This window comes from Pseudomonas sp. Bc-h (genome assembly GCF_002080045.1).
Classification (GTDB): domain Bacteria; phylum Pseudomonadota; class Gammaproteobacteria; order Pseudomonadales; family Pseudomonadaceae; genus Aquipseudomonas.
In genome coordinates this window covers 207,728-224,512 of sequence record NZ_MUIN01000011.1, presented here as the reverse complement: position 1 = coordinate 224,512, position 16,785 = coordinate 207,728, and the positions used below count along the sequence as shown (strand labels likewise).

Here is a 16,785-nt window from a genome sequence, read left to right as displayed (position 1 = left end):
CCTCAGTACCGGAACAGGCGCCACGACAGCAGCCGCGCCACGGCCACGATCAGTTTGGCGATCAGGTAATAGAGCACCGCCGCGATGGCGAAGAACTCGAAGGTGCGGAACGTCTTGACGTTGTAGTCCTGGGTCACGCCGGTGAGGTCGTTGTTCAGGCCGACGATGACACCCATCGAAGTCATCAGCACGGCCCAGACCATCTGGTTGGTCAGCGGATAGAACACGATGCGCAGCAACTGCGGGATGACGATCAGCCGATAGGCCTGCGGCGCGCTCATGCCCAGCGAACGGGCGGCGCGCAGTTGCGTGTCGGGCACGGCCTTGAGACCGCCACGGAAGTTTTCCGCCAGATAACCCGCGTTGTTGATGGTGATACCTGCCAGCAATGCCAGCCAGGAACTGATGTGCAGCCCGAACGAGCCCAGACCGAAATACAGGATGTACACCTGAAACAGCGAAGGCGTGTTGCGGGCGATGGAAATCCAGGTGGCGGCAAACCCACGAAACAGCCGGTTTTTGCCTTGGCGCATGAATACCAGAAACAGCGCGATGATCACGCCGAGGATCATCGACAGCGCGGCGGTTTCGAACGTGACGATGGCTCCATTGAGCATGTCTGGTAACGCCTTGAATGCGGCGCGCCAGTGGAAGTTGTAATCAAACATGCGCAACGGCCTCCGCTTGGTCGGCCGCTTGCAGCCAGATCGGCAGACGCCCGCTGGCCTGACCGGTGCACGCGCTTTCGACGCATTCGGCCAGGCTTGCGAAATGCACGCGACGTCCCACCAGCCCCGGCGCGTAGTGCGCATATTTACCGGAGTTGGTCATCAGGTTGCGCGCAGTCGGCGTGATCACTGGCTCGCCGAGCATGCACCAGCAGGTGTCGGTAACGAATTGCACGCCGAAGTCTTCCAGGGTCGCGACATGGCCGGCCTGCTGAGCACGTTCCAGCGTGGCACGACCGCAGGTGACCACGATGGCCACGCTGTCGAGCTTGCGCAGGCCATGACAGAGGCGGGCGAGGGTGGCGCATTCGCTCAGGGAAAAATGCGGATTGCCCAGCGTCACGGCATCGACGTCCGGGCTCTGCGCGCTATTCAATTCGCGCCAGCTGTGCAGCAGGTCGAGTGCGCTCACGCTCAGGTGTCTGGCTGGCGGATGTCCGCCCATGGCCAGTTCGGCCGTGGTGGCTTCGGGGGTCACACCGGCGATATGAAACATCGGCGCGGCAGAGGTGGTGGCGAACGCGGCGCCGAAGGCTTTGAGGTCATCCAGCGTCGGCGCCTTGTGTTCCAGGCCGCAGACCACCGGGATTTGCGCGCCGCATAGCAGGCCGACGTGATAGCCCAACAGCGGGTAGAAACTGTCGTCCAGATCATCGAGGGCGGGAATGTCGATGCATAGCGTGGCGAGGCGTTGTTGCGTGAGGTGGCAGCCGATCTTCGGCGCGCGGCCGGTCAGGGCGATGCAGATGTCCAGGTAGTCGGGGTATTTCAGGGTGCGTGCGCCGATCACGCTGTTGGCGTAAACCACCGCGTTGGATTCGGCCCAGACGATCTGTTCGCCCAGTTCCGGCGCGCTGTCGAGCAGGTAAGGGGCGCAGGTAAAACTGACGCGCGCACCCATGTCCAGGTAGGCATCGCCCAACTGGCTGGCGGGTTCGCCGAGGGCCGGGTCGACGCCCAGTTCGCGCCAGCGGCGTTTGTCCACGGAAATGGAATTGAGGGTGGTCGGCACGCGAACCTTGGCGTCCCAGTCCACCAGTTGCCGGGCGAAGCGCAGGCTCGCCGGGCCGGTATAAATGCAGCCGTCGATGTGCGCCTGGGTGATGTCCAGCAGTTCGGTTGCGCTTTGCAGTTCGGCCATGCGCAGAATGATGCCCATCGCCACTTGCGCGGCCTTGCCGTAGGCACCGTCGAGAAAGCCACGGTCCATTTCGGTGAGGGTGATTTTGCTGTGCAGGTGACTGGCAATGTGTTTCGACGGCGCAGCAAGAGCAGGTGGCATCTGCTCGAAACAGCTGACGCGGGCGTCTTGGACTCTGACGAATTTCACCTCGCGCAAGGCAGCGAAACCCGCTTCACCGAGGCTGATCACCGGGATTGAATGGCCGAACATCTGCTCGGCCACCAGCACGCCGAGAGTCAGAATGTCTTCGACCCGTTCGAACACCAGCGCGGCAGGCGCATGACCATTGAGGATCAGCTCCAGCAACACGCTGCTGCCGGTACACGAGCCACGGCCGCTGGGAATCGCCAGCACACGGCCGGTGATGATCTGGCCGCTGAGCGGGTGATGGCGGTCGATGACCTCACCAGTGAAGGGCTCGACCCCGCCCCAGAAACTCAGGCCCACATCGGCGTACAGCAACTCGCCCTGGGCACTGCCTGCGACCAGACAACGCCCGTTCAACGAAACTTCAGACATCGTGGGCTCCTTGATTGAGGGCCTCGGTACTTCGACGTTTACCATTCTTCCTGATCGTTCCCACGCTCTGCGTCGAGCCATTCTGACGCGGAGCGTCAGGCGCTCCATTCCCACGCAGAGCGTGGGAACGATCAGCATGGCGCGGGTCCGGTGTTCACCTGTATCCGGTGTTCGCCTGTAAAGCACAGCCGTTATCAGTAATAAACCCCGGGCACGGTCAGGTTCGCTGGCTTGATTTCATCACCCACCCACTTCTTCCACAGCTCGTCATAACGGCCGGTACGCACCTGTTGGTTGACGAACAGGTTCAGGTAATGAATCAGGCCGTATTCGTTGCGCTTCGCTGCCAGCGACACGTAGTCAATGACGTATGGCGCGTTGCCCGCGACTTTCAGGCCTTTGTATTTGCCGGACTTGAGCGTTGCAGCGGCCACGGTGTTGGTAACCACGGTAGCGTCGATATGACCTTGGGCGACGGCGAGAATGGTGTCGTTCTGAGTCTGGTAAGCGCGGAAGCTGCCGCTGGCCCAGGCCTTCTGGTCTTTCTCCAGGGCAATGGCTTCATAGGTGCCGCTGGTGTTGCCGACGTTCTTGCCCTTGAGGTCTTCATATTTGGTAATGCCGGTGTTGTCGCGTGTCAGCACCACCATCTGGAAGGCAAAGTACGGAATGGTCATCGCCACCGTTTTCGCGCGCTCAAGGGTGTCTGAGGTGGAGGCCACGATCACGTCGGCACGGCCCGACACCAGCGCAGGAATACGATCCGGGAATGGCGTCTCGACTACTTCAGCGGTAACGCCCAGCACTTTTGCCAGATCGTTGCAGTAATCGACGTCGAATCCGACCGGGTTGTTCTTCTCATCGCGCGAACCCATGGGCGGGAAGTCCAGTGTCACGGCGCAGCGCAGCTTGCCGGAGTCGATGATGTCATCGAGCTTGTCGGCGAAAGCGGCATTGATGAATGAGGAACTCATTACAGCGAGGAGGGCTACGGCAACAGCATGCTTTTTCATAGAAGCCTCGGTGGATGCAAGTAATGGAATGGTCGGATAAGTAATTTCGTATACGATATTTTCTATGCATGGTGCGTGCCCGTTTTGCCACTATGGCCCTGCAGGGCTTTGGATCGGCGGCTTGTGGAATTTGCCGGCGTTTGAAGGACTGCGTCGGTGTTACATAAAGGAGCAAAAACGGGAGCGGTGCTTCATAGATGCACGTTCTGGCGTGACCACCGTTTTCTGATTGTGGGCAGAGCGTTCTTGTCTTCAGGACAGAATCAAAAGCCGTGCTGCGACTCTCGATATTCACTCGGAGAGACCCCGGTCAACGCCTTGAACTGTCGACTGAACGCGCTGTGATCAGTGTAGCCGCAGCGCAACGCGACCTCGGTAATCGACAGATCTTCCCGCAGCAGCCGCGAAGCTTCGCCCAGACGCGCCTTGTGAATCATCTGTCTGGGCGTCAGCTGAAAGATGCGTTTGCAGTGGCGCTCCAGCTGGGCAATCGATAGCCCGGCGATGGCGGTCAGTTCTTCAAGCGTGATGGGGCGTGCGAAGTGTTCGCGGATGTAGGCGTCGACTTCTGCCAGCTTTGCGTAGGCGGGGTGCGATTGCAGGATCTGCAGGTCCCGCGAAATCCCGGCCAGGCCGATGATCGCGCCATGGCAGTCACGCAGCGCGATCTTGTGGGTCAGGCACCAGATCGGCTGATTGCCGTAATAAAGATGCAGCTCCAGTTGATCGCTCAATTGCCTGCCGTCGGCGAGCACTCGCCGATCCTGCGCGGTATACAAAGGCCCGAAACGCGCCGGGAAGACATCCTCCGCCGTGCGCCCGACGATCTGGTTTTTCTTCTTGAAGCCACAGCGCTGCACCAGCGTCTGATTCACCAGCGCATAGCGCGCCTGGGCGTCCTTGACGAAAAACACCACGCCGGGAATTGCATCGAACAGCGGGGCCACCAGCTCCAGGCTGGATAGCAGTTGATCAAGGTCGCGCAGGGGCGAGGCGGGGATCAGGTCGATCATGTTCACGGGACGCAGCCAGACAAGAGGACTGGCTCGATCATGCGGTAATCAGGTGCTTGTCATCAAACATCAAAAGTGACGCGATACCTCTGTAGCAGTCTGGCTTGCCGGCGGTAGCTTTTTCGGTGGCGCCACCGCCGGCCACCCGGAATGCTACAGAGGGTCATTCGACTGGACCTGCCTCATCCAGACACCCAAGCGTCGCGATGCGCGCCGGGCTGAAGGGCGGGCGCAGATGAGGCGGTTCCCAGCCGAACAAGGTCTGTGCGGCGGTGGCGCAGATACGGCCCTGGCATGCGCCCATGCCGCAGCGGGTATTGAGTTTGGCGGTGTTCCAGCTGTCGTGGTCGGCGAGTTCGGCGTAGGGCACGTCTTCGCAGCGGCAAACCAGGGTGTCTGCTTTCGCCAGTTTTTTCAGCGCAGGATCGAGCGCAAAGGCCTGGTTCAACCGGTCGGCAAAACGCTGCCAGCGCTGGCGCTCCGGCCACAGCTTGCGCGCCTCATCCTCTTTGCCGATTGCGGCCAATCCTGCGATCCGGCCTTCCACCAGCGCCAGTTCACTGCCGCCGAAACCGGTGCATTCCCCGGCCGCGTAATGATCGGCAAGACTGCTGGCCTGCCACTCGTTCACGGCAATCGCTCTGTCGCTAATCTCACAGCCCAAGGCTTTGCCGATCTCGGTGTTCGGCACCAGGCTGAAACCACAGGCCAGCCGGTCACAGGGGATTTCCTCGACTCGCGAGCCGATCTTCATGCGCACCGCTTCGAGCCGATCCGAACCCAGCGCTTCGAGCACGTGGGCCGATGTCCGATAGGCGCTGCTGGCCAGCGTTACTGCCTGGATCGCCTTGTTCGGCCACTGCCACAAGCCCGTCGCAAACCCACCGACCGCACTCAACGCGGCCTGCTCGGCGATGCGCACAACATCGGCGCCATTCTTCTTTGCGGTCGCCGCCGAGGCCAGCAGCAGTGGCCCGCTTCCGGCAATCACGATGCGTTCGCCAGACACCGGCAAACCACCCTTGATCAACGCCTGTAAACCGCCCGCGCCGGTGACGCCGGGCAGGGTCCAGCCTGGGAAGGGCAGCAGCAACTCCCGCGCGCCGGTACACAGAATCAGTTTGTCGTAACGCAATACCCAACCCCGCTCGGCGTCTTCGAGCAGCAGCTTTTTGCGGCCTGCGAGGGCGACCACTTTGCTCGCGCTGTGAAGCTGGATATTGGCGTGATGCTGCAATTGGGCGCGCATGTGGGTGGCCTTCTCGGGCAGTTGCGCCTGAGGGCCGTCGCGCCAGATCTGCCCGCCGGGCAGCGGGTTGTCGTCGAGTATCGCGATGCTGACGCCACTGGGCGCCGCCGCCAGCGCAGCAGCCATGCCGGCAGGGCCTGCACCGATGATCAGCAGGTCGACGTGCTGACTCATCAATGCGTCTCCACTCGCATGCCTTCACGGCAGATCGTCTGACAGGCCAGGCGACGCAAGCCGTCGATGTTCACCCGGCATTCCTGACAGATGCCCATGCCACACAAAGGCGCCCGCCGTTGGCCGCTCACCGACGTGCGGCTGCAACGGTCGCCGCTGGACATCAAAGCCGCTGCGACCGTAGTCCCCTGGGCAAAGCGGAAGGGCTGACCATCGATGCTCAATTCAGGCATGGGCGTGGGCTCCGATAAAACGTTGTGGCAGGTAAGCGTCGAGTTCCAGCGGCGCAGGGCTGTCGAGCATTTGTGCAGCCAGCAGTTTTGCGCTCCCGGTCGCGGTGGTCACGCCCAGACCTTCGTGCCCCACAGCCAGCCAAAGGCCCGGTTGGTGGGGGTGTTCGCCAATCAGCGGCTGGCCGTCGGGGCTTGCCGAACGAAAGCCTGTCCAGCTGCGAATGCCGTTCATCAGGCCCAGGTCGGGGAGAAAATCCATTGCCCGGCGCAACATACGACCGAGCATGGCGGCGTCGGTGGCCGGGTCTTCGTTATCGAACTGCCGGGAAGAGCCGATGAACAGTTGCCCTGTCGGCCGTTGCTGCACGTTGAACGCGACCGACGGCCCGTCGCTCTTGTGGGCATTGGTGACATAACCCAGCTCGACCAGGGTGTGGCTGATTTGCGTCGGATAGCGGTCGGTGATCAGCAGATGGCCTTTCTTGGCTTGCAACGGCAAATCCGCACACAGCTCGCGGGCATGGATGCCGTTGGCGAGCACCACGGCGTTGGCCTGCAACCATTGGCCGTCCGCCAGGCGCACTCGATTGCCCTGGACTTCTACGACTTCAGCCTGCTGCTGGCGCACCCGTTCAGCGTGGCGCTGCAACAGCCAGCGCGCTGCGTTGGGCGCGTAGAGAATGCCATCGCCGGTGACTTCAAGCGCGCCAAACAATCCCGGACGCAGCGACGGCTCTGCATTTGCCAGCGCTGCGCCACACATCAACTCGCAGGCCAGACCGAACTCGCTCAGCGCAGATTGCTTGCGCTCGGCCTCGGCCATTTCTTCCTCGTTGCAGGCCAGCCACAGCGTGCCGTTGTTGCGCATGGCGCAGTTGTCGGGCATTTGCGGCGCCAGCTCGCGCCACAGCCGCACCGAGTATTCGCCCAGCGCAAGCTCCGCCGGGCTGTGATCCAGAACCACCAGATGACCCATGCCCGCCGCCGTGGCCGCCGGGCGTTGGCAATCGAGCACCAACACATCCACGCCCTGACTTGCCAATTCGTCTGCACAGGCCGCGCCGATGATGCCGCCACCGATGACAATCACCTCGGCAGCATTGCCTTGGGTAAGAGAGCCCTTGATCAAGAACGGATGCCCCAGGCGAAGGGGTCTTCCTCATCCAGCAGCAAGGTGGCTTCGGCGCTGACATAGGCGCGCCCGCGAATGGTCGGCACGATGCGGTCACCCATTTGCCGCTCGCCGTGCTGCCACCCAAAGCTGCCTTCGAATTCACTGCCGATCACACTGGCCTGGCGCCAGATCGCACCTGCTTCAAGTTTGCCGTCGGCGGCCAGGCACGCCAATTTGGCGCTGGTGCCGGTACCGCAAGGCGAGCGGTCGTAGGCTTTGCCCGGGCACAGCACGAAGTTGCGGCTGTCGGCCTGATCGTCGTCGGCGAACAACTCGATGTGGTCGATGAGGCCGCCGTCTTCGCCGCGAATGCCTTGATTGTCCAGGGCCTGGCGGACTTTCCAGGTGTAATCGGTGAGGGCGTCGAGGTTGTCGCCGGTCACGCTCAGGCCGTGATCGGCAATCAGGAAAAACCAGTTGCCGCCCCAGGCGATGTCACCGGTGACGTTGCCCAGGCCCGGCACATCGACGTTGAAATTCTTGCGATAACGGTAAGACGGCACGTTGTTGACGCTGACCGAGCGATCTTCATACAGGGTGGCTTGCACCGTGCCGACCGGGGTTTCGATGCGATGCACCCCGGGGCCGATCCTGCCCAGATGCGCCAGCGACACCACCAGGCCGATAGTGCCGTGGCCACACATGCCCAGATAACCGGTGTTGTTGAAGAAGATCACTCCGGCGCAGGCTTGTGGGTCCACAGGTGTGCAGAGCAGAGCGCCGACCAGCACGTCGCTGCCGCGAGGTTCCAGCACCGTGGCCGCACGCCAGTCATCGAATTCTTCGGCAAGACGCTGGCGACGTTGCGCCATGCTGCCGTCGCCGAGGTCGGGAAAACCGTCGAGCACCAGCCGCGTAGGTTCGCCGCCGGTATGGGAATCGAGGATCTGGATGCGTTTCATGGTTTACCCCCCAAGCTGATTGAAACAGTTATCCGGCGCGCCACTTACTCTGTAGCGGTCCGGCTTGCCGGCGGTGGGGGCTTGGAGGTCGCTACCGCCGACAAGCCGTGCTGCTACAGAGGGTATAGCCGTTGCATCAGAGTGGCGGGAATGCGGGGCAGGGTCTTGACCGATTTCGCCCCGGTAAATGACGAAATCGGCACAGCGGCTGGCGGATCAGATCTCGCTGAGGACAGCGTTGGGAAGGTGCGCATAGAGCGCGCGGCAGACGCCGATGATGTGGTGCTCGATCAGTTCGGCGGCTTTTTCGACGTCACGATCGGCACAGGCCTTGAGGATTTCGCGGTGTTCTTGATCCGCCCGTTCCTTGCCTTCGTCGAAGCTCATCTGCACGCGCAGGTAGCGCTCGACCTTGTCGTGAATCGAGCGAATCATGTTCAGCAGAAACGGCCGTTGCGCGGCTTCGTACAGGCAGGTATGAAAGGCCCAGTTCAGCTCGGCCCAGCGCCCGATGTCGTCATCGCCGACGAACTCGTCGCAGATGGCAGTGGCCTGTTCGATCTGCGCCTGGGTCAGCCTCGGCACCGCCAAACGGATGGCCTGGACCTCCAACAGCACCCGCACCTCGAAAATCTGCGCCAGCTCGGGTTCGGAAATTCGCGTGACTACTGCGCCCTTATTGCGCTGGAACTGCACCAGGCCTTCGGCTTCAAGGCGCTTCAACGCCTCTCTTACGGGGATCTTGCTGACATTGAACACGCGGGCGATGTCGTCCTGTCGAATCGGTTCATCCTCGGCGAACTGGCCGGAAATGATCGACTCGCGCAGGTATTTGGAAATCACCTCGGACGCAGACGGCGCGACACCGAGGTTGGGGGCGTCAGGAAGAAGAAAGGGCACGCGAGCGACTCAGGCAATGGGTGAATAGCGGATATTGTATACGACCTTCGATTTGTTACATCCCGTTGCGCCATTGCCGGTTCGAAAAAAAGATCAGTGGTTGACTGTGTACGACAGCATCATCGAAATCTGGCACAGCGGTCGGCCGCTTTCGGCGTGCCACTGGTTAAACGCGGCTTGTACTGCGGCTTGATCGCGCTGGCTGCTGGGCACCTTGTCGACGATGTTCTGGGCGTTGAGCGCCGCGACCACGTCGTAGCTCGGAATGAAGGTGTCCTTGCCGACCATGCGCAGGAAACGCGCTGCCGACAAGCCGCCCATCTGGTTGCCGTGCTTGAACAGATAACGCCACAGCCCGACGATGTCGGTCACCGGCCAATCGGCGATGAAGTTGCCGAAGCTGCCGTGCTCGTGAGCGATGTCGAGGATCAACTGCGCGTTACGCGGCACACTCTTGAGTTTGCCCAGGTGGCGAATGATCCGGGCGTCCTGCATCAGGCGCTCCAGATGATCGGCGCCCATCAGCACCACTTTTTCCGGGTCGAAGCCAAAGAACACCTGCTCGAAGGCCGGCCATTTGGCGTCCACCAGACTGTGCTTGAGGCCTGCGCGAAATACCCGCAACGCCATGGTCGACAGGTAGCGGTCGTCAGTGGTGGCCTTGAGTTGTCTCGGCGTCGCGGGAGTCGGGAGGTGCGCCTCGAGGGCGGCGGCGGAACCAAAGCGGTTGAGGCAATATTCATTGAGCCATTTGTAGTCTTGCATGCCCTCTCCAAAAGAAAATTTACAGGCGACACCTGCCCCTTGTAGCAGCACGGCCGGGCGGCGTTCCGTTTGCCGGCGGTGGCGTCCTTGAAATTGTGACGGCCGGCAACGGAATGCCGTCCGGCCATATCGCTATAGATGCAAGGCGCGAGTCAGATGCCTTCACCGGCCAGCTTGCGGTTGTATTGAAACCGCCAGCGCACGTACAGCAACGCGCTGGTGAACACCGCAAGGCTGGCGAGCATCTCCAGCACGCCGAACAGCGAGCGGCTCGGGTCATAGGCGGCCAGTGCACCCTTGATGAAATACAGGTTCACCACGAAACAGGTCCACGAGTGACCGCGAGCGCTGCCGATGATCATCCCTGGTGAGAGCAACAGCAGCGGCACCAGTTCAATCGAAAGGATCACCCAGGGTCGTGCGCCGTGCAGGTCGGCGAAGATCAGGTAATACATCACCAGCAACGCAATCAGGCCGAAAAAGCACAACAAGGCAGCCACCCGGCTCCAGCGGACCCGAGGTTCCAGCCATTCCAGCGCGGGCAGTACCTTGGGCTTTCTAGCCACGGGATGGCTCCAGCAGCAGGGCGGTCTTGGCCAGACGTTGCCCCAGCGCACGGCACAGCGTGGTTTCGTGCTGATCCAGCGGGCGTTTGCCGTCGGCGCCTGCGTGGTGACTGGCGCCATATGGCGTGCCGCCGCCGCTGGTTTCGATCAACGCCGCTTCGCTGTAGGGCAGGCCGGTGACCAGCATGCCGTGGTGCAGCAATGGCAGCAGCATCGACATCAGCGTGGTTTCCTGACCGCCGTGCAGGCTCGCGGTGGAGGTGAACACGCTGGCGGGTTTACCCACCAGCGCACCGGTCAGCCACAGGTTGCTGGTGCCGTCGAGGAAGTACTTGAGCGGCGCTGCCATGTTGCCGAAACGGGTCGGGCTGCCAAGGGCCAGGCCGGCGCAATTCTTCAGGTCGTCGAGGGTGGCGTACAGCGCGCCAGTTTCCGGAATGCTCGGCGCCACGGCTTCGCACTCGGTGGAAATGGCTGGCACCGTGCGCAGGCGCGCTTCCATGCCGCCCATCTCGACGCCACGGGCGATCTGCCGGGCCATTTCACTGGTCGAGCCGTTGCGGCTGTAGAACAGAACCAGAATGTATGGCGTACTCACGGCAGGATCTCCAGGATCTTCTCCGGTGGACGGCCGATCACGGCCTTGTCGCCCGCGATCAGGATCGGGCGTTCGATCAGCTTGGGATGCGCAGCCATGGCGGCGATCAGCTGTTCGTCGCTGAGGCTGGCATCGGCCAGGTTCAGGGTTTTGTACTCGTCTTCGCCAGTGCGCAGCAGGCCGCGGGCGCCAATGCCGAGTTTGCCGAGCAGATCGCGCAGTTGGGCGGCATCCGGCGGGGTTTCCAGATAGCGGACGACGGTCGGCGTCAGGCCACGGCCTTCAAGCAATTCCAGCGCGCCACGTGACTTGGAGCAGCGCGGGTTGTGATAAAGCGTCAGATCGGTCATTTGCAGGTCGCATCTTGCGTGAGGTGGCGGCTATTCTACAGCTGTGACGATAAAGGCCAAGTTGGCGCCTGCATCGGGTTTTCTACGAAAGGAACAAGCATCATGGCAAGGCGGTTGGCAGCAGCGGTAATGCTTATCGGTAGTGTGTTGCTCAGTGGGTGCGGCGTGGACCTGGGGACTGACCAGAACGGGCAGAAGGTCGCCAGCGACCGGGTCGACAAACATTGGCTGGTGGTCAATTACTGGGCCGAATGGTGTGGCCCGTGCCGCACGGAAATCCCGGAACTGAACAAGCTGTCCGAGCAGATGAGCGGGCAGCAAGTCAGCGTGTTCGGGGTCAACTTCGACAACCTGCAGGGTGAAGACCTGAAAACCGCCAGCAACGCGTTGGGGATCAAGTTCACCGTGCTGGCCCAAGACCCCGCCGATCAGTACGACCTGCCCAAGAGCGAGGCCCTGCCGGTGACCTACATCATCGACGACAAGGGCAAGGTACGTGAACAGTTGATGGGCGAGCAGACCGCCGCCGGTGTGGCGCAGAAGCTGGCGGAGTTGAAAGGCAAGGGGTGATTACCCTTCCTCAGGCCAGAACCGCAGCGGCAAGCCTTGCGCAGGCCACAGCTGCAACTGCTCGACCTCGGACACATCCCAGCGCTGCACTTTGCCCATGGCCTCCAGGAAACGATGCTCCTGTTCCATCAGGGCCGGGGCGCACATCTTGCGGGTGCTGCCCACCGGGCCGAAGCTGATGTTGTCGCCGTCCAGCCGGTACGACGCAAACCAGTGATTGCAACCTGCGTTGCCGTAGGCGCGGCCGTCTTCACCCAGGGTCATGGTCAGGTGGCTGTTGTCGATCAGCGGACGTTCGCCGATCCATTCCAGCACGTACCCGTGATCGCGCTTGAGCGCATCGGTGTCGCTCGCGCAGCCGGTCAGCAGGGTTGCAGCGAGCATCGTCAGCAAAAGCGGTTTCATGCAGCAGTCTTCGCGCAGGCCGGACACAGGTGGTTCTCGCCGACGGTTTTCCAGCCAAGTTCGGCAATGCGCGCAGTGGCGGCAGGCTTCAGGGCTTTCTTGCCCTCCTTGCCATCGACCATGAACTCGATGTCCTGCTCCTTGCCACAGCCGTTGCAGTTGACCTTCCACTGATGAATCGCAAGCTCGGTGAATGCCGGACCATTGGCCACGGCTACCCACTGGCCGGGCGGATTGATCAGGTGACGGACCTTCTCCACGTTCAGGCGCATGTACAGGTCTTTGCTGCCTTTGACGGTGACCAGCAGCACGTCGTCGTGCTTGATCGAGCCGCCGTTGCCGGTCACTTGATAGCGACCGACCGCCAGGCTGCGGCATTCGATCAGGGTGTGGTGCGGGGTGAGCATGCTGTAGCGAAAATCGTGTTCGGCCATGGGGGTCTCCAAATAGGCGCGCATGCTAACACTTTAGATCGCCGATGCCCGCTGCCGGTGGGCAGAAGCCGGTCGGCGGCTACACCAGATTCTGCGGCGTTCCGGCTGCCCACTGAGTGATGTTATCCAGCGTGGTCTGGGCAATCGCTCCCAACGCCTCTCTGGTCAGAAACGCCTGATGCGCGGTCACCACCACATTGGGAAAGGTAAGCAGCCGAGCAAGAACGTCATCCTGCAGCGGCAGATCGGACCGATCTTCAAAAAAAAGCTGCGCTTCCTCTTCATAGACATCCAGCCCGAGATACCCGAGCTGGCCGCTCTTCAGGGCTTCGATCAATGCCGGAGTATCAACCAGCGCGCCACGCCCGGTATTGATCAGCATCGCGGCCCGTTGCATCCGATACAGCGAGTCGATGTTGATCAGGTGTCGGGTGTGTTCATTGAGCGGGCAATGCAGACTGACGATCTGCGCCTGCTCCAGCAGTTGATCCAGCGGCAGATAACGCGCACCGAGTGCTTCGACCTGCGGGTTGGGATAAGGGTCGTAGGCCAGCAGCTGACAACCGAAACCTGCCATGATCCGCGCGAACGTGGCGCCGATCTGCCCGGTCCCGACCACGCCGACAGTTTTGCCCACCAGGTCGAAACCGGTCAGCCCGTGCAGGGTGAAATCGCCGTCGCGGGTTCGGTTATAGGCGCGATGCAGGTGGCGATTGAGCAACAGGATCAGCGCCACCGCGTGCTCGGCCACGGCATGGGGCGAGTAGCTCGGCACGCGGACCACGCTGAGCCCCAGTCGCTGCGCGGTGGGCAGGTCGACATGGTTGAAGCCGGCCGAGCGCAGGGCGATCAGCCGGGTCCCACCGGCGGCCAGGCGTTCGAGAATCGGAGCGCTGAGGTCGTCATTGATGAAGGCGCAAACCACCGGGTAATGATCGGCCAGAGCGACGGTGTCCAGGGTCAGGCGCGCGGGCTGGAAATGCAGCTCGATTGCCGCCGGCACCTGTGCCGACAGGAAGCTGTCGCGGTCGTAGGTCTGGCTGCTGTAGAGGAGGGTGCGCATGGTTGCTCCTTTATAGGGATCTTGCGGCCGCTGGGGATCCGAATGACGGGGTCTGCGTCGAGACAACATTCAATGCATATCTGGACGTCGGCAGCACTGACCCACGTCAAGCACTCACCCGAGCCTCGATCTCCAGACGGGTAATGGCCTTTTCCAGGTCATCCAGTGCCTTATCGCTTTCCGTGGAATCCTGCTTGAGCAAGGTTTCACTGCGCTGACAGGCCGCACGCAGTTGCGGCACGCCGCAGTACCGGGTCGCCCCGTGCAGACGGTGAACCCGTTCGATCAGCGCGATCTTGTCACCCGCCTCGCGGGCTCCTCGAATGGCTTCGCGGTCGGTGTCCAGCGAGGCCAGCAGCATCGCCAGCATGTCCGCCGCCAGATCGGCCTTGCCCGCGGCCAGACGCAAACCTTCCTCATGATCCAGCACTTGCAGATTGATGCCGCCGTGGCTGATTTCGTGATGCCGCTCCGGCGCCTGATTGCGCAAGGCAAGGCCGGTCCATTTCAGCACCACCTGCGCCAGTTGCCGCTCGCTGATCGGTTTGGTCAGGTAATCGTCCATTCCGCTTTGCAACAGCGCGCGCTTTTCGTTAGCCATGGCGTGGGCGGTAAGAGCGACGATCGGCAGCGATGTCGCCTGACGCTCGGTCTCCCAGCTGCGAATCGCCTCGGTCGCCTGACGCCCGTCCATGCCGGGCATTTGCACGTCCATCAGCACCAGATCGAAGGTTTCTTCCTGCACGGCCTGTACTGCCCCATAGCCGCTGTCCACGGCCAGCACCTTGGCGCCCATGTCTTCGAGCAGCGTCTGCACCAGCAACAGGTTCGCCGGGTTGTCGTCGACACACAGGATGCGCGGCGGGCGACTGGACAACGGCTCGGGCACCTCGTTGCGCAGCTGTTTGGGGTTGATCAGCTCCGACAGGCTGCGGCGCAATTTACGTGTACACGCCGGTTTGGCCTGCAACTGACTGTAGGCATCCGGGACGGACAGTTGATACAGCGCCTGCTCCGTGGTCGGGCACAGCACCAGCACCTTGCAATCGAGGTTTTCCAGGTCCCATATCTGCTGACGCAGGCGCTCGGGCGGCAGTTCGTGAGCAGTGACGCCGAGTACGGCCATCTCGATGGCGTGAGGGGTCTGATGGACCACGGTCACGCCATTGATGAGATTTTCCAGATTGTTGAAGACCATCGGTTGCAGGCCGCAGTCTTCCAACTGATGCTCCAGCGCCTGACGGGCCAGATCGTGATGCTCCAGCACTGCCACGCGACGGCCCATCAACGGCGGCGCGGGCAGGTCTTCGAGGTCATCGCGGGTTTTCGGCAGGGTCAGGCTGATCCAGAATTCCGAGCCTTCGCCCGGCGTGCTCTCGACCCCGATTTCGCCGCCCATCTGTTCGATCAGGCGCTTGGAAATCACCAACCCCAGCCCGGTGCCCCCGGAGTGGCGGGACAGCGAGTTGTCCGCCTGACTGAAAGCCTGAAACAGCGCCCGCACGTCCTGACTGGACAGGCCGATGCCGGTGTCCTGAACGCTGATGCGCAACTGCACCTTGTCGTCCTGCTCGTCTTCGAGCATGGCGCGGGCGACGATGGTGCCTTCGCGGGTGAACTTGATGGCGTTGCTGACCAGATTGGTGAGGATCTGCTTGAGCCGCAGGGGATCGCCCACCAGCGACAACGGCGTGTCGCGGTAAACCAGACTCACCAGCTCCAGCTGCTTGGCGTGGGCGGCGGGGGCGAGAATGGTGAGGGTGTCTTGCAGCAGGTCCCGCAGATTGAACGGGATGGAATCGAGTACCAGCTTGCCGGCCTCGATCTTCGAGAAGTCGAGAATTTCGTTGATGATGCTCAGCAGACTGTCGGCGGATTTCTCGATGGTGCCCAGATAGTCATGCTGACGGGGCGTGAGCTCGCTTTTCTGCAACAGGTGGGTGAAACCGAGAATGCCATTGAGCGGAGTGCGAATCTCGTGGCTCATGTTGGCGAGGAATTCGGACTTGATCCGGCTGGCTTCCAGCGCCTCCTTGCGCGCCAGATCCAGCTCGATGTTCTGGATCTCGATGGTTTCCAGGTTCTGCCGCACGTCCTCGGTGGCCTGCTCGATGCTGTGCTGCAATTCTTCCTGGGCGTTCTGCAGGGTCGCGGCCATGCGGTTGATGCCCGAGCCGAGCTCGTCCAACTCGTTGCTGCCCATCGGAGGCAGCCGCGCTTCCAGATTGCCGTCTTTCAGTTGCGCGACCACATGTTTGATCTGCGCAATCGGGCCGTTGATGGTACGGCTCATGCGCAGCGCCAGCATGGCCGTCATGCCGAGCCCGGCCGCAATCAGAATCAGGCTGGCGAACAGGCTGCGATAACCGCGCAGCAGAGTGCCGCTGTGGGACAGCTCCAGTTCGACCCAACCCAGCAGGCGGTCTGCTTCTTCGGGGACGACTTCACCGGTGAGGTGGCGGTTGCGTCCGAACACCGGCATCAGATACCGCGTGGCGTCGTTGTCGGAGCGCTGCAGCATGTGGGTGCTGTTACCGATCGGCGCCTGATTGATCATGGTCGGCCCGGCGTGGGCCAAGGGGTTACGGTCCGCGTCGAGGAACGAAACCGCGCGCACGTCGGCCTGTTCGAGCACCTGCCCGGCGATGCGATCGAGCATCGGTTTGTCGTTGCTCGCCAGCGCGGCAGCGGACAGCGGGGCCAGTTCGTTGGCGATCATCTCACCGCGCTTGAGTAACTGGGTCTGCAACTCGGACAGCTGCATCCAGGTGAAATAGCCGCCCAGCAGCGCCGCCATCAGGCAGGCTGGCAGCAGGGTCAGCAGCAATACGCGGCCTTTTATGCCCAGTTTGTTCAGCACACTTTTTCTCCGGCAATCGCGGTCACGGACACAGGTCCAAAGCAAGACCTGCGCCATGGTTGCCTGTTCTCGATGCACAGCACCCT

The 16,785-nt window shown here is 62.0% G+C and carries 18 protein-coding genes; 1 reads left to right on the top strand and 17 read right to left on the bottom strand.

Features of this window, described 5'->3' with window-relative positions; all coding sequences use genetic code 11:
• Positions 1 to 2: 2 nt before the first annotated feature.
• The 13 genes from BWR59_RS21340 to arsC form a co-directional block, all read right to left on the bottom strand.
• Positions 3 to 668 (bottom strand): amino acid ABC transporter permease, encoded by a 666-nt coding sequence (locus BWR59_RS21340; protein WP_081567618.1) that lies wholly within the window; start codon positions 666 to 668, stop codon positions 3 to 5.
• Positions 661 to 2,430 carry an aconitase X gene (locus BWR59_RS21335; protein WP_081567617.1) on the bottom strand — a complete coding sequence of 590 codons (1,770 nt, stop codon included), beginning with the start codon at positions 2,428 to 2,430 and terminating at the stop codon, positions 661 to 663. The genes BWR59_RS21340 and BWR59_RS21335 overlap by 8 nt, the downstream gene beginning before the upstream one ends.
• 194 nt (positions 2,431 to 2,624) lie before the next feature.
• The gene (locus tag BWR59_RS21330; protein WP_230982066.1) at positions 2,625 to 3,404 is read right to left on the bottom strand and encodes a transporter substrate-binding domain-containing protein; all 780 of its coding nucleotides are present in this window, start codon (positions 3,402 to 3,404) and stop codon (positions 2,625 to 2,627) included.
• 302 nt (positions 3,405 to 3,706) lie between these two features.
• Positions 3,707 to 4,456 carry an AraC family transcriptional regulator gene (locus BWR59_RS21325; protein WP_081567615.1) on the bottom strand — a complete coding sequence of 250 codons (750 nt, stop codon included), beginning with the start codon at positions 4,454 to 4,456 and terminating at the stop codon, positions 3,707 to 3,709.
• 163 nt (positions 4,457 to 4,619) lie between these two features.
• Positions 4,620 to 5,879, bottom strand: coding sequence for an FAD/NAD(P)-binding oxidoreductase (locus BWR59_RS21320; RefSeq protein ID WP_081567614.1), 1,260 nt, complete (start codon positions 5,877 to 5,879; stop codon positions 4,620 to 4,622).
• Positions 5,879 to 6,112 carry a (2Fe-2S)-binding protein gene (locus BWR59_RS21315; RefSeq protein ID WP_081567613.1) on the bottom strand — a complete coding sequence of 78 codons (234 nt, stop codon included), beginning with the start codon at positions 6,110 to 6,112 and terminating at the stop codon, positions 5,879 to 5,881. Before BWR59_RS21315 ends, BWR59_RS21320 begins: the two co-directional genes overlap by 1 nt.
• A complete protein-coding gene (locus tag BWR59_RS21310; RefSeq protein WP_275532566.1) occupies positions 6,105 to 7,241 on the bottom strand; it encodes an FAD-binding oxidoreductase in 1,137 nt (378 codons plus the stop codon). The genes BWR59_RS21315 and BWR59_RS21310 overlap by 8 nt, the downstream gene beginning before the upstream one ends.
• A complete protein-coding gene (locus BWR59_RS21305; RefSeq protein ID WP_081567612.1) occupies positions 7,238 to 8,188 on the bottom strand; it encodes a 4-hydroxyproline epimerase in 951 nt (316 codons plus the stop codon). Before BWR59_RS21305 ends, BWR59_RS21310 begins: the two co-directional genes overlap by 4 nt.
• 216 nt (positions 8,189 to 8,404) lie before the next feature.
• Positions 8,405 to 9,088 (bottom strand): GntR family transcriptional regulator, encoded by a 684-nt coding sequence (locus tag BWR59_RS21300; RefSeq protein WP_081567611.1) that lies wholly within the window; start codon positions 9,086 to 9,088, stop codon positions 8,405 to 8,407.
• A gap of 93 nt (positions 9,089 to 9,181) precedes the next feature.
• Positions 9,182 to 9,853: a DNA-3-methyladenine glycosylase I gene (locus BWR59_RS21295; RefSeq protein ID WP_081567610.1), complete on the bottom strand. Its 672-nt coding sequence runs from the start codon at positions 9,851 to 9,853 to the stop codon at positions 9,182 to 9,184.
• A gap of 152 nt (positions 9,854 to 10,005) precedes the next feature.
• Positions 10,006 to 10,419, bottom strand: a complete 414-nt coding sequence (locus tag BWR59_RS21290; protein ID WP_081567609.1) for a DUF2069 domain-containing protein — start codon at positions 10,417 to 10,419, stop codon at positions 10,006 to 10,008.
• On the bottom strand, positions 10,412 to 11,017 hold the full coding sequence (gene wrbA, locus BWR59_RS21285) for an NAD(P)H:quinone oxidoreductase (protein WP_081567608.1): 606 nt from the start codon (positions 11,015 to 11,017) through the stop codon (positions 10,412 to 10,414). Before wrbA ends, BWR59_RS21290 begins: the two co-directional genes overlap by 8 nt.
• Complete coding sequence (gene arsC / locus BWR59_RS21280) at positions 11,014 to 11,367, bottom strand: arsenate reductase (glutaredoxin) (RefSeq protein ID WP_081567607.1); 354 nt, start codon at positions 11,365 to 11,367, stop codon at positions 11,014 to 11,016. Before arsC ends, wrbA begins: the two co-directional genes overlap by 4 nt.
• 102 nt (positions 11,368 to 11,469) lie before the next feature.
• Between arsC and BWR59_RS21275 the strand changes: the two genes are divergently transcribed.
• On the top strand, positions 11,470 to 11,937 hold the full coding sequence (locus BWR59_RS21275) for a TlpA disulfide reductase family protein (RefSeq protein WP_081567606.1): 468 nt from the start codon (positions 11,470 to 11,472) through the stop codon (positions 11,935 to 11,937).
• Here the strand turns inward: BWR59_RS21275 and BWR59_RS21270 are convergent, their stop codons facing one another.
• The 4 genes from BWR59_RS21270 to BWR59_RS21255 all read right to left on the bottom strand — a co-directional run bounded on the left by BWR59_RS21270 (position 11,938) and on the right by BWR59_RS21255 (position 16,699).
• Positions 11,938 to 12,342, bottom strand: a complete 405-nt coding sequence (locus BWR59_RS21270) for an META domain-containing protein (RefSeq protein ID WP_081567605.1) — start codon at positions 12,340 to 12,342, stop codon at positions 11,938 to 11,940.
• Positions 12,339 to 12,776, bottom strand: a complete 438-nt coding sequence (locus BWR59_RS21265) for a hypothetical protein (RefSeq protein WP_081567604.1) — start codon at positions 12,774 to 12,776, stop codon at positions 12,339 to 12,341. The genes BWR59_RS21270 and BWR59_RS21265 overlap by 4 nt, the downstream gene beginning before the upstream one ends.
• Positions 12,777 to 12,855: 79 nt before the next feature.
• Positions 12,856 to 13,839 (bottom strand): 2-hydroxyacid dehydrogenase, encoded by a 984-nt coding sequence (locus tag BWR59_RS21260; protein WP_081567603.1) that lies wholly within the window; start codon positions 13,837 to 13,839, stop codon positions 12,856 to 12,858.
• Between the two features lie 106 nt (positions 13,840 to 13,945).
• Positions 13,946 to 16,699, bottom strand: coding sequence for a response regulator (locus BWR59_RS21255; RefSeq protein ID WP_081567602.1), 2,754 nt, complete (start codon positions 16,697 to 16,699; stop codon positions 13,946 to 13,948).
• Between the last annotated feature and the right edge of the window lie 86 nt (positions 16,700 to 16,785).